The organism is Bradyrhizobium sp. (assembly GCF_022844465.1).
Lineage (GTDB): Bacteria > Pseudomonadota > Alphaproteobacteria > Rhizobiales > Xanthobacteraceae > Bradyrhizobium.
Genome location: NZ_JALHLP010000002.1, coordinates 111,634 through 126,350, shown reverse-complemented (window position 1 = coordinate 126,350; position 14,717 = coordinate 111,634). Strand labels below are relative to the sequence as shown.

The 14,717-nt window shown below is 63.9% G+C and carries 13 protein-coding genes and 1 tRNA gene; 8 read left to right on the top strand and 6 right to left on the bottom strand.

The features are described 5' to 3' along the window. Positions 1 to 63: 63 nt before the first annotated feature. The 4 genes from Q0D31_RS06865 to Q0D31_RS06850 all read right to left on the bottom strand — a co-directional run bounded on the left by Q0D31_RS06865 (position 64) and on the right by Q0D31_RS06850 (position 4,833). Complete coding sequence (locus Q0D31_RS06865; RefSeq protein ID WP_291847396.1) at positions 64 to 648, bottom strand: c-type cytochrome; 585 nt, start codon at positions 646 to 648, stop codon at positions 64 to 66. Between the two features lie 132 nt (positions 649 to 780). Then, positions 781 to 2,043: a PQQ-dependent sugar dehydrogenase gene (locus Q0D31_RS06860; protein WP_291847393.1), complete on the bottom strand. Its 1,263-nt coding sequence runs from the start codon at positions 2,041 to 2,043 to the stop codon at positions 781 to 783. Positions 2,044 to 2,257: 214 nt separating this feature from the next. Then, entirely contained in the window at positions 2,258 to 4,588 is a 2,331-nt protein-coding gene (locus tag Q0D31_RS06855) for a DUF2235 domain-containing protein (protein WP_291847390.1), read from the bottom strand. A 170-nt stretch (positions 4,589 to 4,758) separates the two neighbouring features. Further along, positions 4,759 to 4,833 (bottom strand) — tRNA-Gly (locus Q0D31_RS06850). Positions 4,834 to 5,250: 417 nt separating this feature from the next. Between Q0D31_RS06850 and trxA the strand changes: the two genes are divergently transcribed. The 3 genes from trxA (at position 5,251) to Q0D31_RS06835 (ending at position 7,226) form a co-directional block, all read left to right on the top strand. Beyond that, positions 5,251 to 6,174, top strand: a complete 924-nt coding sequence (gene trxA, locus Q0D31_RS06845) for a thioredoxin (RefSeq protein WP_291847387.1) — start codon at positions 5,251 to 5,253, stop codon at positions 6,172 to 6,174. 23 nt (positions 6,175 to 6,197) lie between these two features. Then, positions 6,198 to 6,872 (top strand): LON peptidase substrate-binding domain-containing protein, encoded by a 675-nt coding sequence (locus tag Q0D31_RS06840; protein WP_291847384.1) that lies wholly within the window; start codon positions 6,198 to 6,200, stop codon positions 6,870 to 6,872. Positions 6,873 to 7,028: 156 nt separating this feature from the next. Continuing rightward, complete coding sequence (locus tag Q0D31_RS06835) at positions 7,029 to 7,226, top strand: Trm112 family protein (RefSeq protein ID WP_291847382.1); 198 nt, start codon at positions 7,029 to 7,031, stop codon at positions 7,224 to 7,226. Between the two features lie 108 nt (positions 7,227 to 7,334). On the opposite strand, the gene Q0D31_RS06830 is transcribed toward Q0D31_RS06835, so the two are convergent. Continuing rightward, positions 7,335 to 8,555, bottom strand: a complete 1,221-nt coding sequence (locus Q0D31_RS06830; protein WP_291847379.1) for a ubiquinone biosynthesis hydroxylase — start codon at positions 8,553 to 8,555, stop codon at positions 7,335 to 7,337. 215 nt (positions 8,556 to 8,770) lie between these two features. On the opposite strand from Q0D31_RS06830, the gene tesB reads away from it, so the two are divergent. Continuing rightward, positions 8,771 to 9,631, top strand: coding sequence for an acyl-CoA thioesterase II (gene tesB, locus Q0D31_RS06825; protein ID WP_291847376.1), 861 nt, complete (start codon positions 8,771 to 8,773; stop codon positions 9,629 to 9,631). Between the two features lie 17 nt (positions 9,632 to 9,648). On the opposite strand, the gene Q0D31_RS06820 is transcribed toward tesB, so the two are convergent. Further along, positions 9,649 to 10,524: a DUF4339 domain-containing protein gene (locus Q0D31_RS06820; RefSeq protein WP_291847373.1), complete on the bottom strand. Its 876-nt coding sequence runs from the start codon at positions 10,522 to 10,524 to the stop codon at positions 9,649 to 9,651. Between the two features lie 252 nt (positions 10,525 to 10,776). Here Q0D31_RS06820 and Q0D31_RS06815 point away from each other — a divergent pair, with 252 nt between their 5' ends. The 4 genes from Q0D31_RS06815 to Q0D31_RS06800 all read left to right on the top strand — a co-directional run bounded on the left by Q0D31_RS06815 (position 10,777) and on the right by Q0D31_RS06800 (position 14,620). Next, positions 10,777 to 11,115, top strand: a complete 339-nt coding sequence (locus Q0D31_RS06815) for a P-II family nitrogen regulator (RefSeq protein WP_291847370.1) — start codon at positions 10,777 to 10,779, stop codon at positions 11,113 to 11,115. Between the two features lie 77 nt (positions 11,116 to 11,192). Then, the gene (locus tag Q0D31_RS06810) at positions 11,193 to 12,500 is read left to right on the top strand and encodes an ammonium transporter (RefSeq protein ID WP_291847367.1); all 1,308 of its coding nucleotides are present in this window, start codon (positions 11,193 to 11,195) and stop codon (positions 12,498 to 12,500) included. A 301-nt stretch (positions 12,501 to 12,801) separates the two neighbouring features. Next, a complete protein-coding gene (locus Q0D31_RS06805) occupies positions 12,802 to 13,140 on the top strand; it encodes a P-II family nitrogen regulator (protein ID WP_008142813.1) in 339 nt (112 codons plus the stop codon). Between the two features lie 37 nt (positions 13,141 to 13,177). Then, entirely contained in the window at positions 13,178 to 14,620 is a 1,443-nt protein-coding gene (locus tag Q0D31_RS06800; RefSeq protein ID WP_291847363.1) for an ammonium transporter, read from the top strand. Positions 14,621 to 14,717 lie beyond the last annotated feature (97 nt).

Sequence of the window (14,717 nt, the reverse complement as noted above, 5' to 3'; positions counted from 1 at the left end):
CTAGATTCCTGATTTGACGCGTTTTCTTGACGCGAACCGGTTTCCACTTCGCTGGAAAACGCTTTAAAGATGCGCCAGATAATGCGCGAGCGCCTCGATCTCTTCCTCGCTGAGCGAAAAGGCCAGATTCGCCATCGTCGCCATGGCGCCGCCGGAGCGCACGCCGGACTTGTAGTCGCGCAGCGCCTTGACCAGGTATTCCTCCCGCTGGCCGGCGACGCGGGCCACTCCCTTGGTGCCGGCGTAGCTGTCGGTATGGCATGAGGCGCAGCGGCGGCCGGCGGCGGCCTGCGCTCCCTTTCTTGAGAGTTCGGGGTCGTCGTCGGGCTTGGACGCCTTTGGCGGCGCCAGCGAGGCGTAATAGGCGCCGAGATTGCGAATGTCCTCATTGCTGAGCTGCTCGACGATCGGCTGCATCTGCTCGTTCTTGCGCGCGCCGGCGCGGAAGAATACGAGCTGCCATTGGGTGAACAGGTCGGGCTGCGCGGCGAGCGAGGGGGTGTTTTCGATATGCGAAATTCCGTTCTCGCCATGACAGCCGACACACAGCTCGGCCTTGGCCTTGCCTGCGGCGATATCCGCGGCGTTGGCGAGCGAGCCGCAGGCGATGACCGCCGCCAGTATGATCCCGGTCAGTGCCGTTCGCATCCGAATTCCTCTACACCAGACAACAAGGGCTGCGGCCGCCCGTTCCCGAGCCCCCGCAGCCCCTGACTGTCGCCTTTTCACGTTGCCGCGTATTCTTCACGCCAACCGGTATCGCTTGGAACCGCCACGCGCCTACTTCTTGCTGTAGCTGATCCGATAGATCGCACCGGCCCAGTCGTCGGCCACGAACATCGAGCCGTCCTTACCCAGCAAGATGTCGGCCGGACGGCCGAGATAGCCCGTGTCCCCTTCAAGCCAGCCGGAGGCGAAGATCTCCTGCTTGGCATTCTTGCCGTCGGGGCCGACGATGACCCGCTTGATCCGGGCACCCTGGTACTTGCGCCGGTTCCAGGAGCCGTGCTCTGCGATGAAGATGTTGTTCTTGTACTCGGCCGGGAATTGATCGCCGGTATAGAACTTCATGCCGAGCGGTGCCACGTGTGCGCCGAGATTGAGCACCGGCGGAGTGAACTCCGAGCATTTGTGACCCATCGCGAATTTTGGATCCGGCAGGTTGCCCTGGTGGCAATAGGGATAGCCGAAATGCTCGCCGATCCTGGTGATCATGTTCAGCTTGTCGCTCGGGATGTCGTCGCTCATCCAATCGCGGGCGTTCTCGGTGAACCAGTATCGCCCGGTGCGCGGATCGACGTCGCCGCCCACGCTGTTGCGGACGCCAAGCGCGTAGATCTCGGCGTTGCCGGTCTTGGGATCGACGCGACGGATCTGCGAGACGCTGGTCGGGGGTATGCCGATGTTGAAGGGCGGCCCGAACGGCAGATAGAACCAGCCTTCCTTGTCGACGGCGATGTATTTCCAGCCATGCGCGGCGTAGGACGGCATGTCGTCATACACCACCTTGCCGGTGCCGAGGTTGTCGAGATTGGCCTCGGCGTTCTCGTACTTGATCAGCTTGTCGACCGCGATGACGTAGAGCGCGCCGTCGCGGAAGGCGAGGCCGGTCGGCATGTTGAGGCCCTTGAGGATGGTCTTGACCTCCCGCTTGCCGCCATTGTCCTTGATCGCATAGACGTTGCCGAGGCCGAAGGAGCCGACGAACATCGTTCCCTTGTCGCCCCAGGCCATCTGCCGCGCGGCCAGCACGCTGGAGGCGTAGACTTCGATCTTGAACCCCGGCGGCAACTTGATCTTTTTCATCATCGCCGCCAGTTCGGCTTCCGAAGCGCCAGTCGGCGGGCCGGACGGCGGCGCCTGACCCTTCTGGGCTTCGGTCTCGTCGCCGAGGAACCAGTCCGGCGGCGGGTTGGTCCAGAATTCCTTGGTGCCGGAATCGTACTTCTTCAGCGCCTTCTGCTGCGCGTTGGCCTGGCCCGCCCCCGCGACGACGAGGATGGCTGCGAGCGCAAGCATGGATCGATTGAAAGCCGATTTCATCGCGTCACTCCCCTATGCAGCCTGGCGGCTGCCATTTGTTCTTGTGCTGAATGTTCGAGAGACTGGTAAGATGGAGCAGAGTTAAAAATGATAACACATCCCGCGCGGGAGAGAAGCGTGCGATGCGCGGCACCGACCAAAACGCGTCGAAAACGTTTCTTCGTCCGTTTTTGTTTGAGACTTTTTTGCGACGAACGCACTGCACCGCAGCGCGTCATCGCGTCCGCCGCACCGTCAGCTGACCCGCACCGCGGCTGAAGCCTTGCAGCCAGCCATATAGTCCGGGCACGCCAATCACCGCGTTGTTGACAAAGATGAACAGTTCGCCGGGACGCGTCGGCTTGATGTTGTCCTGGATCAGCGGGTCGGTCGGATCGGGCAGGAACGTGCTCTCCTCGCCGCCGACCCGGCCGTAACGCAGCACGATCCGAAACCAGTCCTGGAACAGCTCACGCCGCAGCGGCATCAGCATCGTCAGGTAGAGCCGCTGATACCAGGCCACCGGCTCCTTGGTCGAAGGCCCGCCGACCGGAATCGTGAAGACGCCGTTGTCCCACTTCCACTTGCCGGCCTCGACACCGGCCGGGGGATCGACCCGGACGTAATAGCGTGCGCCGCCGGTTTCCAGTTCGATGCCCGTTGCCGTGCAGAGGCTGGAAATTTCGAAGGGGATGACTCTCTGGTCGCCGACCTTGAGTTTGGTAGCGGCAGGGACCGATGGATCCTTGACGTGATCGATGCAGGTCTGTCCGGCCACATCCAGCACATTGAAGGCAACATGGCTGAGCGCCGACAGGCCCAGATACAGGAACAGGACGGCGAAGAAGGCCGGGGCGAGCTGGCGTTTCAGGCCTTCGTGGAAGGCAATGTAGGCCTTGTTGCCGCGTAACCGATAGATCCAGTTGTCCGGAAATCCCGACGGGGCCGCCGGCGTCCTCCGCCAGATCGATGCCATCAGGGTCGAGGTGCGCGAGGCGATCTGCGACGACAGATAGAGCAGGGCCGTGACGAGAAGAACCAGGAACAGGAACCAGCCCGGCGCCCGCGCATAGCCGTTGATCCATGTCGATGCAAAGTCTGGAAGGAACGCGCCGACGAAACGAACGAGGTCGGACACCCAGCGGATCGGGCTGGTGAACTCGTCGGCGCGTTCGGCGCCGCTGAGAAGCGGAAACAGCAGCAGCCACAATGTCGCGCCGACGATGGCGAAATAGACGATGCGGCGCTTCCAGACTTCGTTCCAGACATGCTCCTGCGCCCGCGAGCGTTGCGCGGCGGCCGCACTGGTTTCGAACGGCGTCGTGGCGGGCGCGATCACGAACTTGTCGGGCGAAATGATTTCGCCGTCGTCCCGGACGACGCGATAATAGGGCGGCAGGCCGAGCGGCGCATAGGCATGCGCGTGGTTTTCGATGCGCCGGAAGACGCTTTCGTGGATTTTGGCGGTTCCGACGCCGACTTCGTCTTCCTCCTCCTTCTTGATCTCCGGATAGAGAAACGGGACGAGCTTGCGCGGCCCGTAGCGGTAATAGCCGCCGAGGCCTTTGCGCGGATCGTAAAGCCGTCCGTCCTTGTCCCGCTTCGAAATGGCGTTCTTGAAGGTGTCGGGATCGGCAATCATGCGATCGGGATCGGGCGGCGCGCCGGCATGATCCGACTTGAATCTGAGGCCGCATCGCCTGGCCTCGGTGATCATCCAGACAAACGGGATATGGGCCAGCGCGTCGTCGGGATAGCCGCCGCCGACATTGGCGTGGACGCCGGCGAACCAGACCTGGCTGATGCGCTCATCCCAGATGAAGCGCCGTCCTTCGGCATCGGGCGCGGCGGCGTTGCCGTTGGCGCCGGCGCTCTCATCCCAGAGATGGGGATGGAAGGTGGTGCGCTCCTCGTCGAGCGCCAGCGCCTGGCACGCCCGCATGACGCTGGCGGACAGGCGGTTGTTCGGCAGCTCGATCGGCCAGAGATATTTGTGAATGCCGCGGGTCATTTCGTCGACCGGCATGCCGTAGGCGGCAACCGTGTCCCAAACGCCGACGAACCTGATCCTGGCGTTGCGGCGAACTTCTCTTGGAGGATAGTCCGGGCCGAACTTGTTGCGGAGCCACTGGTAGGGCGCCTCGAATTTGAGGTTCCGGTAGCGGTCCCTGCGGTAGGCGCGGTAGGCCGCGCTCGCCAGGCTGTGGAGTTCGGCTTCATTGTCGGCCTTGAGCAGGCCCTGGCTGTCGATCAGCCCCATCACGATCCGGATCGTGAACGCGCCGCGGCTAAATCCGAAGCCGAACAGCTCGTCGTCGTCGTCGCGGTAGTTGCGGCAGGCGAATTTGTAGAGCGCGATGACGTTGCGTCGCAGGCCAAGCCCAAACGCGCCGCCGAGAATCGCCATCGGCTTGAACGACGAGGTGCCGACGCCGTCGTCGTAGAACGCGACATGGTCATTGTTCGAAAGGTCCAGCGCCTCGAAGGTCCGCCAGACATTGGTGCGCCAGACCTTGGCCGCGGAATTGCCGGTGCCGTCGGACAGCAGAATGATTTTTCGGCCCATGAATTCGCCCTGCCGAGTGATCGAACGACTCTACGGTCGCTGTTTCCGGATCATGGCACGATCCCAGCGAACGAAAAGAGAGATGGATCACCACCGGGCGATGAATAGCCGAAGGCCGCCAGGGAAGGCGGCCTATCGCTTGATCCGGTGCTTTGCCGATTGAGAAAATCTGGAGCGGGCGAAGGGGCTCGAACCCTCGACCCCGACCTTGGCAAGGTCGTGCTCTACCACTGAGCTACACCCGCATCCGAGATGGCGGCGATCATCTGCCGTCAACGGCAGAGCTATGCCAAATGCAGACCGTGAATGCAACAGCCCGCACGGGGGTTCGCGGTCTTCCTGATGATCGGTTTTATCCAGCAAACCGGCGCGAATCAGTCCGAAACAATGCCCAAACGCGGTTTGACTCCCTTCCCTGACCGGCCCTGGCGGGAACCGGGAGCCTTTGACGCCACGCGACCGAGCGATTCGGCCCGGCGATCCGCCGTGCGGTCCCGAGGCGCGCCCGGTCGGCCGCGGCGGTTTCAGGCGGTCAACGGATCCGGCGGGGTGGATTGAATTTTGCGGCCCAGCCGCCATCTAGCGAACAAGGATTTCGCGATGGATCGTGCTAGAAACGTCCCGTACCCAGTGCATTTCTCGAAATATCAGGCGAGGATACCGTGACGATAGTAGAGCAGGGCGGCGGACCGGCGCCGCAGGCAGCCCCCGATCTGATCAAGGAGACCACCACCCAGTCCTTCGTCAAGGACGTGATCGAGGAATCGAAGCGCCAGCCGGTGCTGATCGACTTCTGGGCGCCGTGGTGCGGGCCCTGCCGCCAGCTGACGCCGGTGCTGGAAAAGGCCGTTCGCGCCGCCAAGGGCAAGGTCAAGCTGGTCAAGATGAACATTGACGAGCATCCCGCCATTCCCGGCCAGATGGGAATCCAATCGATCCCGGCCGTGATCGCGTTCGTGGGCGGCCAGCCCGCCGACGGGTTCATGGGCGCGGTGCCGGAAAGCCAGGTCAACGCCTTCATCGACAAGCTCACCAAGGGCGTGGCCGCGCCGGGCGAGCCCAACATCGCGGAGATCCTGCAGGAGGCCGAGGCCGTGCTGGCGGAAGGCGATGCCGCCGGCGCCGCCCAGATCTACGCGGAAGTGCTCGGCCACGACGCCACCCATATCCCGGCGCTTGCCGGGCTGGCGAAATGCTACGTGACAACAGGCGCGCTCGAGCAGGCCAGACAGACGCTGGCGATGGTCCCGGAATCCAAGCGCAACGACGCCGCGGTCAAGGCGGTGCAGGCCTCGATCGACCTCGCCGAGCAGGCCGAGGCGGTCGGGCCGGTGACCGAGCTTGAGCAGAAGGTCGCCGCAAACCCGCTGGACCATCAGGCGCGGTTCGACCTCGCCACCGCGCTGAACGCCCAGGGCAAGCGCGCCGATGCGACCAATCATCTGCTCGAAATCGTCAGGCGCGATCGCAAGTGGAACGACGACGGCGCGCGCAAGCAGCTGGTGCAGTTCTTCGAGGCGTGGGGCGGCGCCGACGAGGCCACCGTCGACGGGCGCAGGCGGCTGTCAACCATCCTTTTCTCGTAGGCTCACTGCAATCGGGGCCGCAGATGCCGATCAATGCCGAATACCGCGGACCCGGCGAGCTTCCCGAAATCATTCCGGTGTTTCCGCTGCCCGGCGCGCTGCTCTTGCCGCGCGGCCAGATGCCGCTCAATATCTTCGAGCCGCGCTATCTGGCGATGGTGGACGACGCGCTGCGCGACGGTCACCGGCTGATCGGGATGATCCAGCCGGATCGTTCGCAGAGCAAAGATGAGGCGAGGCCGGCGCTGTTCCGCGTCGGCTGCGTCGGCCGCATCACCCAGTTCGCCGAATCCGGCGACGGCCGCTACATCCTCGAACTGACCGGCATTGCCCGCTTCAGGGTGATCGAGGAAGTCAGGGCCTTGACCGCGTACCGCCAGTGCAAGGTGGATTTCTTCCCCTATGTCGACGATTTTGTCGCGCGCAAGGGCGAAGAGGACGTCGATCGCGCCGCCTTGCTGGAGGTGCTGACCGACTTTCTCAAGGCCAACAATCTGAAAGTGGATTGGGAAGGTGTCGAAACTGCGCCGAACGAAGCGCTGGTCAATGCGCTGGCGATGATGTCGCCCTACGGGCCGGCGGAGAAGCAAGCGATGCTGGAGGCCCCCGACCTGAAGACCCGCGCGGAAATCCTGATCGCGGTGACCCAGATGGACCTCGCCCGGAAGCGCACCAGCGGCGATACCGGATTGCAGTGACTTCCGATTCCGTTGCCGGAAGCGCCCCCGCGCTGGCGCGAGTGACCGCGCGATTCGGCCCCATCTGCCGGTTACAGGCGCCGTTTCCGTGTGCTACGTGACTGGGCTGCATTTCGCTGAATGCGCGCAAAGACTGCCGTCCAGCCGGAGACTTTCATGAACGCCTCGCCTGAACGCCTCGAAGGCACCGTCGATCCCAAGCTGCTGGAGATCCTGGTCTGTCCGGTGACCAAGGGGCCGCTCGAATTCGACTCCGCACGGCAGGAGCTGATCTCGCGCTCGGCGAAACTCGCCTATCCGATCCGTGACGGCATCCCGATCATGCTGCCGGAAGAGGCAAGGAAGATCGAGTGATGTCATCTCCGTAGGATGGGTAGAGCGCAGCGAAACCCATCATTCACGCCGTCGACGACCGTTGATGGGTTTCGCTGCGCTCTACCCATCCTACGGCCCTACTCGCCCCTATAACGCCTCGCCCTTCAACAGCCGCGGCACCTCGCCCGACAGGCCGGCGGCCTGGCGGATGAACAGGCTTTTCAGCGGCGGCGCGCGATCGACCAGGCCGAGGCCGATATCGCGCACGGTGCGCAGCAGCCGCGATTGGTTCGAGAAAAGAAGGTTCAGCGAATTGGTGGCAAGTCCCATCGCCATGGTGTCGAAGCGCCGCCAGCGCTGGTAGCGGTCGAGCACGTCGGCCTGCCCGATATCGATGCCAAGCCGCGCCGCATCGACCACGACCTCGGCCAGCGCCGCGACGTCCTTCAGGCCCATGTTGAGGCCTTGGCCTGCGATCGGATGAATCACATGCGCAGCGTCGCCGACCAGCGCCAGCCGTTCGGCGATGAAGGAGCGCGCAACGAAATAGCCGAGCGGAAACGCCCGCGGCGTGTCCAGCGCCTTGACCTCGCCGAGGCGCAGGCCGAAACGCCGTTCCAGTTCGCCGTGGAATTCATCGTCGCCGAGCGCGGTGAGGCGCGCGGCCTCCGTGCGGCTCTCCGTCCACACCAGCGACGAGCGCCTGCCGGTCAGCGGCAGGATCGCGAACGGGCCCGCCGGCAGGAAATGTTCCTCGGCGCGGCCGTGATGGTCGCGCTCATGACCGACGGTGACGACGATGCCGGATTGATCGTACTCCCAGCCATGGGTGGCGATCCCGGCCTGCTCGCGCAGTTTCGAGCGCGCGCCGTCGGCCGCCACCAACAGGCTTGCGTCGATGACAGCGCCGTCGGCGAGGGTGACGGTGACGCCCTCGGCGCGCGAATCATAGGTCGAGACCGCGATGGCGCGAAGATCGATCCCGTCGGCTTCGGCGCGCGCGACCAGCGCGTCGATCAGGCGGCGGTTTTCCACCATGTGGGCGAAAGGTTCGCCGGGCTCGACGTCGCCCGCAAAGGTCAGGAACACCGGACGGATGGCGTCTTCCAGGCTGGAATCGGTGACGACCATGTCGGTGATCGGCTGCGAATCGGCGGACACCTGATCCCACACGCCCAGCGCCTCGAACAGCCGCCGGCAGGCGGCCACGATGGCGGTGGCGCGCGGATCCCGGCTCGGCCGCACCGATAGCGCCGGATCGGCGACGATCACGGGGATGTCGGGCCCGAGGCCCTGGCGGAATGCCAGGGCCAGCGCCAGCCCCGCAAACGCGCCGCCGCAGATGACAATGCTTCGCTGTGCCGGCATGCGATCCTTACTCGGTTACTGCGTCAGACGCCCTTGCTACCTGATATTAGCTGGGCGAAACAGGGGCGAGAAACAAGGTACTTAACCGTCATGATCGTCATTCCGGGGCGACACGTAGTGTCGAACCCGGAATCTCGAGATTCTCAGGTGCGCAATTGCGCACCATAGTTCGATGCTCCGCATCGCCCCGGAATGACCAGGAGAGCCGCACCCACATGTCCAAAGGCCTGATTGACCTGATCTCGATCCTCGATCTGGAGCCGATCGAGGTGAACATGTTCCGGGGCAACAGCCCGAAGACGAGCTGGCAGCGGGTGTTCGGCGGGCAGGTGATCGGACAGGCCATGGTGGCGGCGTGCCGCACCGTCGAGGGCCGGCTGCCGCACTCGCTGCATTGCTACTTCATCCTGCCCGGCGATCCCCAGATTCCGATCATCTACGAGGTCGAGCGGTTGCGCGACGGCCGCAGTTATTCGACCCGACGCGTCACCGCGATCCAGCACGGCCAGGCGATCTTCTCCATCATGGTGTCGTTCCACGCCGAGGAGGAGGGGGCATTCGACCATCAGGACAAGATGCCTGACGTGCCGCCACCGGAGAAGCTTACGGCCGAGGAAGTCGCCAAGCAGCCGATGTTCAAGGAGATGCCGGAATTCATCCGCCGTTACTACGAGTCCGACCGGCCGATCGAACTGCGGCCGGTGGAACTCGGCCGCTATTTCGGCCAGAAGATCGACGACGGCCGCATCAATGTCTGGATCCGCACCGCCGCGAAACTGCCCGACGATCCGGCGCTGCATATGTGCGCGCTGGCCTACGCTTCGGATTTTTCGCTGCTCGACGCCATCATGGCGCGCTACGGCCGAACGCTGTTCGACAAGCGGATGATGCCGGCCAGCCTCGACCATGCGATGTGGTTTCACCGGCCGTTCCGCGCCGACGAATGGCTGCTCTACGCGCAGGACTCGCCGAGCGCCCAGGGCGGCCGCGGCCTGACCCGCGGCCTGATCTTCAAGCCCGACGGCACGCTGGTGGCCTCAGTGGCGCAGGAAGGTTCGGTGCGCCAGCGCAGGTGATGGCGCGGCCGATGCGGTTAGGCGGCGCGTTCAACCAGCGCGAATTGCGAAACGTACCATCGTGCGTACCAGCGCAACACCCATGGAATGGGAATGATGAAGGCACAGCCGATCGCAAACACGATGGTTCGCCACAGCATTTCCAGTCCCGACGCGTTGAAGATGACTTCCCGATGGGTGCCGTCGATATTGCTGCAGATCCAGCGCATCCACGCCGTGATCACCCAGGCCCAGCCGACAATGGTGATGATGGAGATATACAGCAGCACTTGCCAGCCGACATACCCCAGCACGCTTCCGTTGAAGGCGATCGGCAGCGGCTGTCCGTTCGAGCTGAGATTGGCGGCAATCCACTTGATGACCATCCAGGACAGAACGGCCTGAATCGGGATTGAAATGTATTGCAGGTAGTAGAGGTCGGATGCCCCGGCCCAGGTGATGATGCCGATCGCAATGAAGACGTACCAGATATCGCCGACCTGGCCGGTGAAGGCGATATCAGGACGCTCGGGGACGTAGAGCCGGGAGGCCATCCAGCGGTAGAAGCTGGTCGCGATCCAGGGCGCCGGAATCACCAGCAAGATTCCAAGGATGAAGAGCAGGCTTCGCCCGAGGAGCTGCCAAAGGTCGAGATCGATCGACAGCGCCCCGCCGCCATGACCGCTGAGGGCCACCGGTGGCCGGTCGTCGGGTTGCGGCCCGGACGGCCGGCTCGATCCGCCGGGCATCATGCCGGGAATTTCCCCGGCCCGCTGCCAGCCTGACATCCCCTCGGTCCAGACCAGCGTATCCGCCCCGACCGTGCCCCGGATGATGAGGTCCCGCAGCTGAGCCTCGGGGAAGGGCCCCTGTTGCTGGCCGTTGGATGCATAAAACCACGATCGATTTGACATATTGATCCCTTGCGCCGTGGAAATGAGGGGGTCGGCGGGGCGGTTGGCCGTGAGGCAGCATTGTGTCGGAGGATGGTATCGGCTGTACAATGACGGGCAACACGGGCTCCAGATGTTTTCCCCTTTAACCTGCAACTTTTTTGTGCCATTCGCCCGGAAAGATGCCAAATTTGGATCGGCGGCGCCGTCGCCTGGCGATCAGGCAGCCAAGGGCGCATGACGCGAGACCCAAAGGAACATGAAGGCCTCACCATGAAACTCGTCGTCGCAATCATCAAACCTTTCAAGCTTGACGAGGTGCGTCAGGCGCTGACCGCCATCGGCGTCCACGGCATGACGGTGACCGAGGTCAAGGGCTATGGCCGCCAGAAGGGCCACACCGAAATCTATCGCGGCGCCGAGTATGTCGTGAACTTCCTGCCCAAGCTTCGAATCGAGATCGCGGTCGCTTCCGACCTCGCCGACAAGGCGGTCGGCGTCATTACCTCCAGCGCGCGCACCGGGCAGATCGGCGATGGCAAGATCTTCGTCACGCCGCTCGATCACGCGTTGCGCATCCGCACTGGCGAGACCGACACCGACGCGCTTTGAGACGTCAGCCATTCGATCCGTCAGGGCAAGACGCCCGACGCGCAAGCCAAGAAACGACAACAGGCCGGGGAAATTCAATGGGGGCACTATCGTATCGCGCAGCGTCGAACGCTGCGTGCGGCATTCTTGCAGCGAACTTCTTGCTGACAACGCCTGCTTTGGCGCAGACGTCCGCCATCAACGCCGCCGACACCGCCTGGATGATGGTGGCCACCGCGCTGGTGCTGATGATGACGATACCGGGCCTGGCGCTGTTTTATTCGGGCATGGTGCGCAAGAAGAACGTTCTGGCGACCATGGCGCAAAGCCTCGCTGCTGTAGCCGTGATCTCGATCCTCTGGGTGGCTTTCGGCTATTCGCTGGCGTTTGTTGGCGACGGGCCATTTATCGGCACGCTCGATCGCTGGTTCCTGACCGGGATGACCATGGACAGCGTCAACCCCGCGGCCAAGACCATCCCGGAAGCGCTGTTCATGCTCTACCAGATGACCTTTGCGATCATCACGGTGGCGCTGGTGTCGGGCGCCGTGGCCGACCGCATGCGGTTCTCGGCCTATCTGCTGTTCTCCGTCGGCTGGTTCATGCTGGTGTATGTGCCGCTGGCGCACTGGGTGTGGGGCGGCGGCTTCCTCGCCGCCATGGGCGTGCTGGATTTCGCCGGCGGCCTCGTCGTGCATCTGTCGGCCGGCATCGGCGGCCTGGTTGCCGCGCGGGTGATGGGCCCGCGCCACGGCTATGGCAGCGACAATCTCTCGCCGTTCGACCTCTCGCTTGCGGTGATGGGCACCGGACTGCTGTGGGTCGGCTGGTTCGGCTTCAATGGCGGATCGGCGCTGGCAGCAAACTCGCGCGCCGTCATGGCGATCGTCGCGACCCATCTTGCGGCCTGCGGCGGCGCGCTGACCTGGGGCGCGCTCGAATGGGCGACCCGCCGCAAACCCTCGGTGCTCGGCATGATCTCAGGGGCAGTCGCCGGCCTCGGAACCATCACGCCGGCCTCGGGATTCGTCGCGCCCTGGCACGGCGTCATCATCGGCGTGGTCGCGGGCGGCCTTTGTTTCTGGGCGTGCACCTGGCTCAAGCATCGTTTCAAGTACGACGACTCGCTCGACGTGTTCGGCGTCCATGGCATCGGCGGCATGACCGGCACGCTGCTGGCCGGCGTCTTTGCGGTGAGCGCGATCGGCGGGACCGCCGGCCTGATCGAAGGTAATCCGCAGCAGGTGCTGATCCAGTTCTACGGCGTCCTGGCGACGCTGGTTTGGTCGGGTGGCGTCACGCTTGTGCTGCTGAAACTGGTGAGCGTCTTCGTGCCGCTGCGCGTGTCGCTGCAACAGGAACTGGAAGGCCTCGATATTTCCCAGCACGGCGAAGCGCTGCAATAGACCCTCTCTCGCCGCTCTCCTGCCACGTCACTAGGCACGAATGTGTCCGGACTCTGTCACGCCTATCTTTCAGGCAGACATGGTTATGTCTTGGGCGCGGTCGCATGACGCAGAATCAGGCATCCCGCGCCCAAGGCCAAAAGGGGCGCGTTCATAACCTGTTAGGGAGCCCGCGCGATCTGGCACGGCATTTGATTCTAACCGTGGTGACTGTGCCCGCGTAGTGAACCTCTCCGCGTGGTGGCTCTCAGTCGAGGACGCCCGGCTCACCTGCGCCGGGCCCAAGCGGGGGACTAGGCCCATGAAAATCGTTATGGCGATCATAAAGCCATTCAAGCTCGAAGAAGTTCGGGACGCCCTGACCGCCATTGGCGTTCACGGTCTGACGGTGACGGAAGTCAAAGGCTATGGCCGGCAGAAGGGGCATACGGAGATCTACCGCGGCGCCGAATATGCCGTGAGCTTCCTGCCCAAGATCAAGATCGAGGTCGCGGTGGCCTCGGATCAGGTCGACAAGACCATCGACGCCATCACCTCGGCCGCCAAGACCGGCCAGATCGGCGACGGCAAGATCTTCGTCATCAACCTCGACCATGCGGTTCGCATCCGCACCGGCGAGGCCGATGCCGCCGCCCTTTGATTTCGCGTTCAACCATCCCAATCAGGAGAATAACCAAATGACGTTCAAACGTCCCCATGGCGCGGGACTGGCAGCCCTTGCGCTCGGCCTGTTCGCCGCGACCGCTGCCTATGCCGAGCCGACCGTCAACAAGGGCGACAACGCCTGGATGCTGACGTCGACAGTGCTGGTGTTGTTAATGACCATCCCGGGCCTCGCGCTGTTCTATGGCGGCCTCGTCCGCTCCAAGAACATGCTCTCGGTGCTGATGCAGGTTTTCTACACCGTCTGCATCGTCGCCGTGCTCTGGGTGCTCTACGGCTACAGCCTCGCGTTCACCGGCGGTTCCGACTTCATCGGCGGCTTCTCCAAGGCCTTCCTGATGGGCGTGACGACCGACTCGAAAGTGGCGACGTTCAGCGTCGACGCCAACATCTCCGAACTCATCTACATCTGCTTCCAGATGACCTTTGCGGCCATCACCCCCGCACTCATCGTCGGCGCCTTCGCCGAACGCATGAAGTTCGCGGCGGTTGCGCTGTTCGTGCCGCTCTGGGTCACGCTGATATACCTGCCGATCGCGCACATGGTCTGGTACTGGCCCGGGCCGGACGCGATCGCGGATGCCGCCAAGGCGCTGGCCGCGGCGGCCGACGGCGCTGCGAAAACCGCGGCTCAGGCCAAGCTCGACGAGATCAATGCCGATGCCGGCTGGATCTTCAAGAAGGGCGCGCTCGACTTCGCCGGCGGCACCGTGGTGCATATCAACGCCGGAATCGCCGGCCTCGTCGGCGCGCTGCTGATCGGCAAGCGCGTCGGTTACGGCAAGGAGTTGATGGCTCCCCACTCGCTGACCATGAGCATGATCGGCGCTTCGTTGCTCTGGGTCGGCTGGTTCGGCTTCAACGCCGGATCGAACCTCGAGGCCTCCGGCGGTGCGGCGCTCGCCATGACCAACTCGTTCGTGGCGACGGCGGCGGCGGCACTCGCCTGGATGTTCGCGGAATGGATCGTCAAGGGCCATCCCTCCGTGCTCGGCGCATTATCTGGCGCGGTGGCGGGTCTTGTCGCGGTCACGCCCGCGGCCGGCTTCGCCGGCCCGATGGGTGCGATCGTGCTCGGCCTCGTGGTCGGTATCGTCTGCCTGTTCTTCTGCACCGTGGTGAAGAACGCGATGGGCTACGACGACTCGCTGGACGTGTTCGGCGTCCATTGCGTCGGCGGCATCGTCGGCGCGCTCGGCACCGGCATCCTGGTCAACCCGGCCCTCGGCGGTACCGGCGTCATGGACTATGCGGTCGGCAAGATCGCCGAATACAACTTCGCCGCTCAAATGACCTCGCAGCTCTGGGGCGTCCTGACCACGCTGGTATGGTCGGGCATCGGTTCGGCCATCCTGTTCAAGGTTATCGACGTCGTCGTCGGCCTGCGCGTCAATGTCGAGACCGAGCGTGAGGGCCTCGACGTCACCGAGCACACCGAGCGCGCTTACAACATGTAGGTTCTCCCGGGGGGCGGCCTCATGGGCCACCCCACAACTCCGGTTGGGGCAAATACCCGGCAATGCCCTTACCGTTGAGGGGCTCCAGCGCAAGTTG

What these genes read in the sequence shown, in the direction of transcription:
- Q0D31_RS06840 (WP_291847384.1), top strand. Translation starts at nt 6,198, where the DNA reads ATGCCGATCAATGCCGAATACCGCGGACCCGGCGAGCTTCCCGAAATC.
- Q0D31_RS06860 (WP_291847393.1), bottom strand. Translation starts at nt 2,043, where the DNA reads ATGAAATCGGCTTTCAATCGATCCATGCTTGCGCTCGCAGCCATCCTC.
- Q0D31_RS06815 (WP_291847370.1), top strand. Translation starts at nt 10,777, where the DNA reads ATGAAACTCGTCGTCGCAATCATCAAACCTTTCAAGCTTGACGAGGTG.
- Q0D31_RS06835 (WP_291847382.1), top strand. Translation starts at nt 7,029, where the DNA reads ATGAACGCCTCGCCTGAACGCCTCGAAGGCACCGTCGATCCCAAGCTG.
- Q0D31_RS06855 (WP_291847390.1), bottom strand. Translation starts at nt 4,588, where the DNA reads ATGGGCCGAAAAATCATTCTGCTGTCCGACGGCACCGGCAATTCCGCG.
- Q0D31_RS06830 (WP_291847379.1), bottom strand. Translation starts at nt 8,555, where the DNA reads ATGCCGGCACAGCGAAGCATTGTCATCTGCGGCGGCGCGTTTGCGGGG.
- Q0D31_RS06800 (WP_291847363.1), top strand. Translation starts at nt 13,178, where the DNA reads ATGACGTTCAAACGTCCCCATGGCGCGGGACTGGCAGCCCTTGCGCTC.
- Q0D31_RS06820 (WP_291847373.1), bottom strand. Translation starts at nt 10,524, where the DNA reads ATGTCAAATCGATCGTGGTTTTATGCATCCAACGGCCAGCAACAGGGG.
- tesB (WP_291847376.1), top strand. Translation starts at nt 8,771, where the DNA reads ATGTCCAAAGGCCTGATTGACCTGATCTCGATCCTCGATCTGGAGCCG.
- Q0D31_RS06865 (WP_291847396.1), bottom strand. Translation starts at nt 648, where the DNA reads ATGCGAACGGCACTGACCGGGATCATACTGGCGGCGGTCATCGCCTGC.
- Q0D31_RS06805 (WP_008142813.1), top strand. Translation starts at nt 12,802, where the DNA reads ATGAAAATCGTTATGGCGATCATAAAGCCATTCAAGCTCGAAGAAGTT.
- Q0D31_RS06810 (WP_291847367.1), top strand. Translation starts at nt 11,193, where the DNA reads ATGGGGGCACTATCGTATCGCGCAGCGTCGAACGCTGCGTGCGGCATT.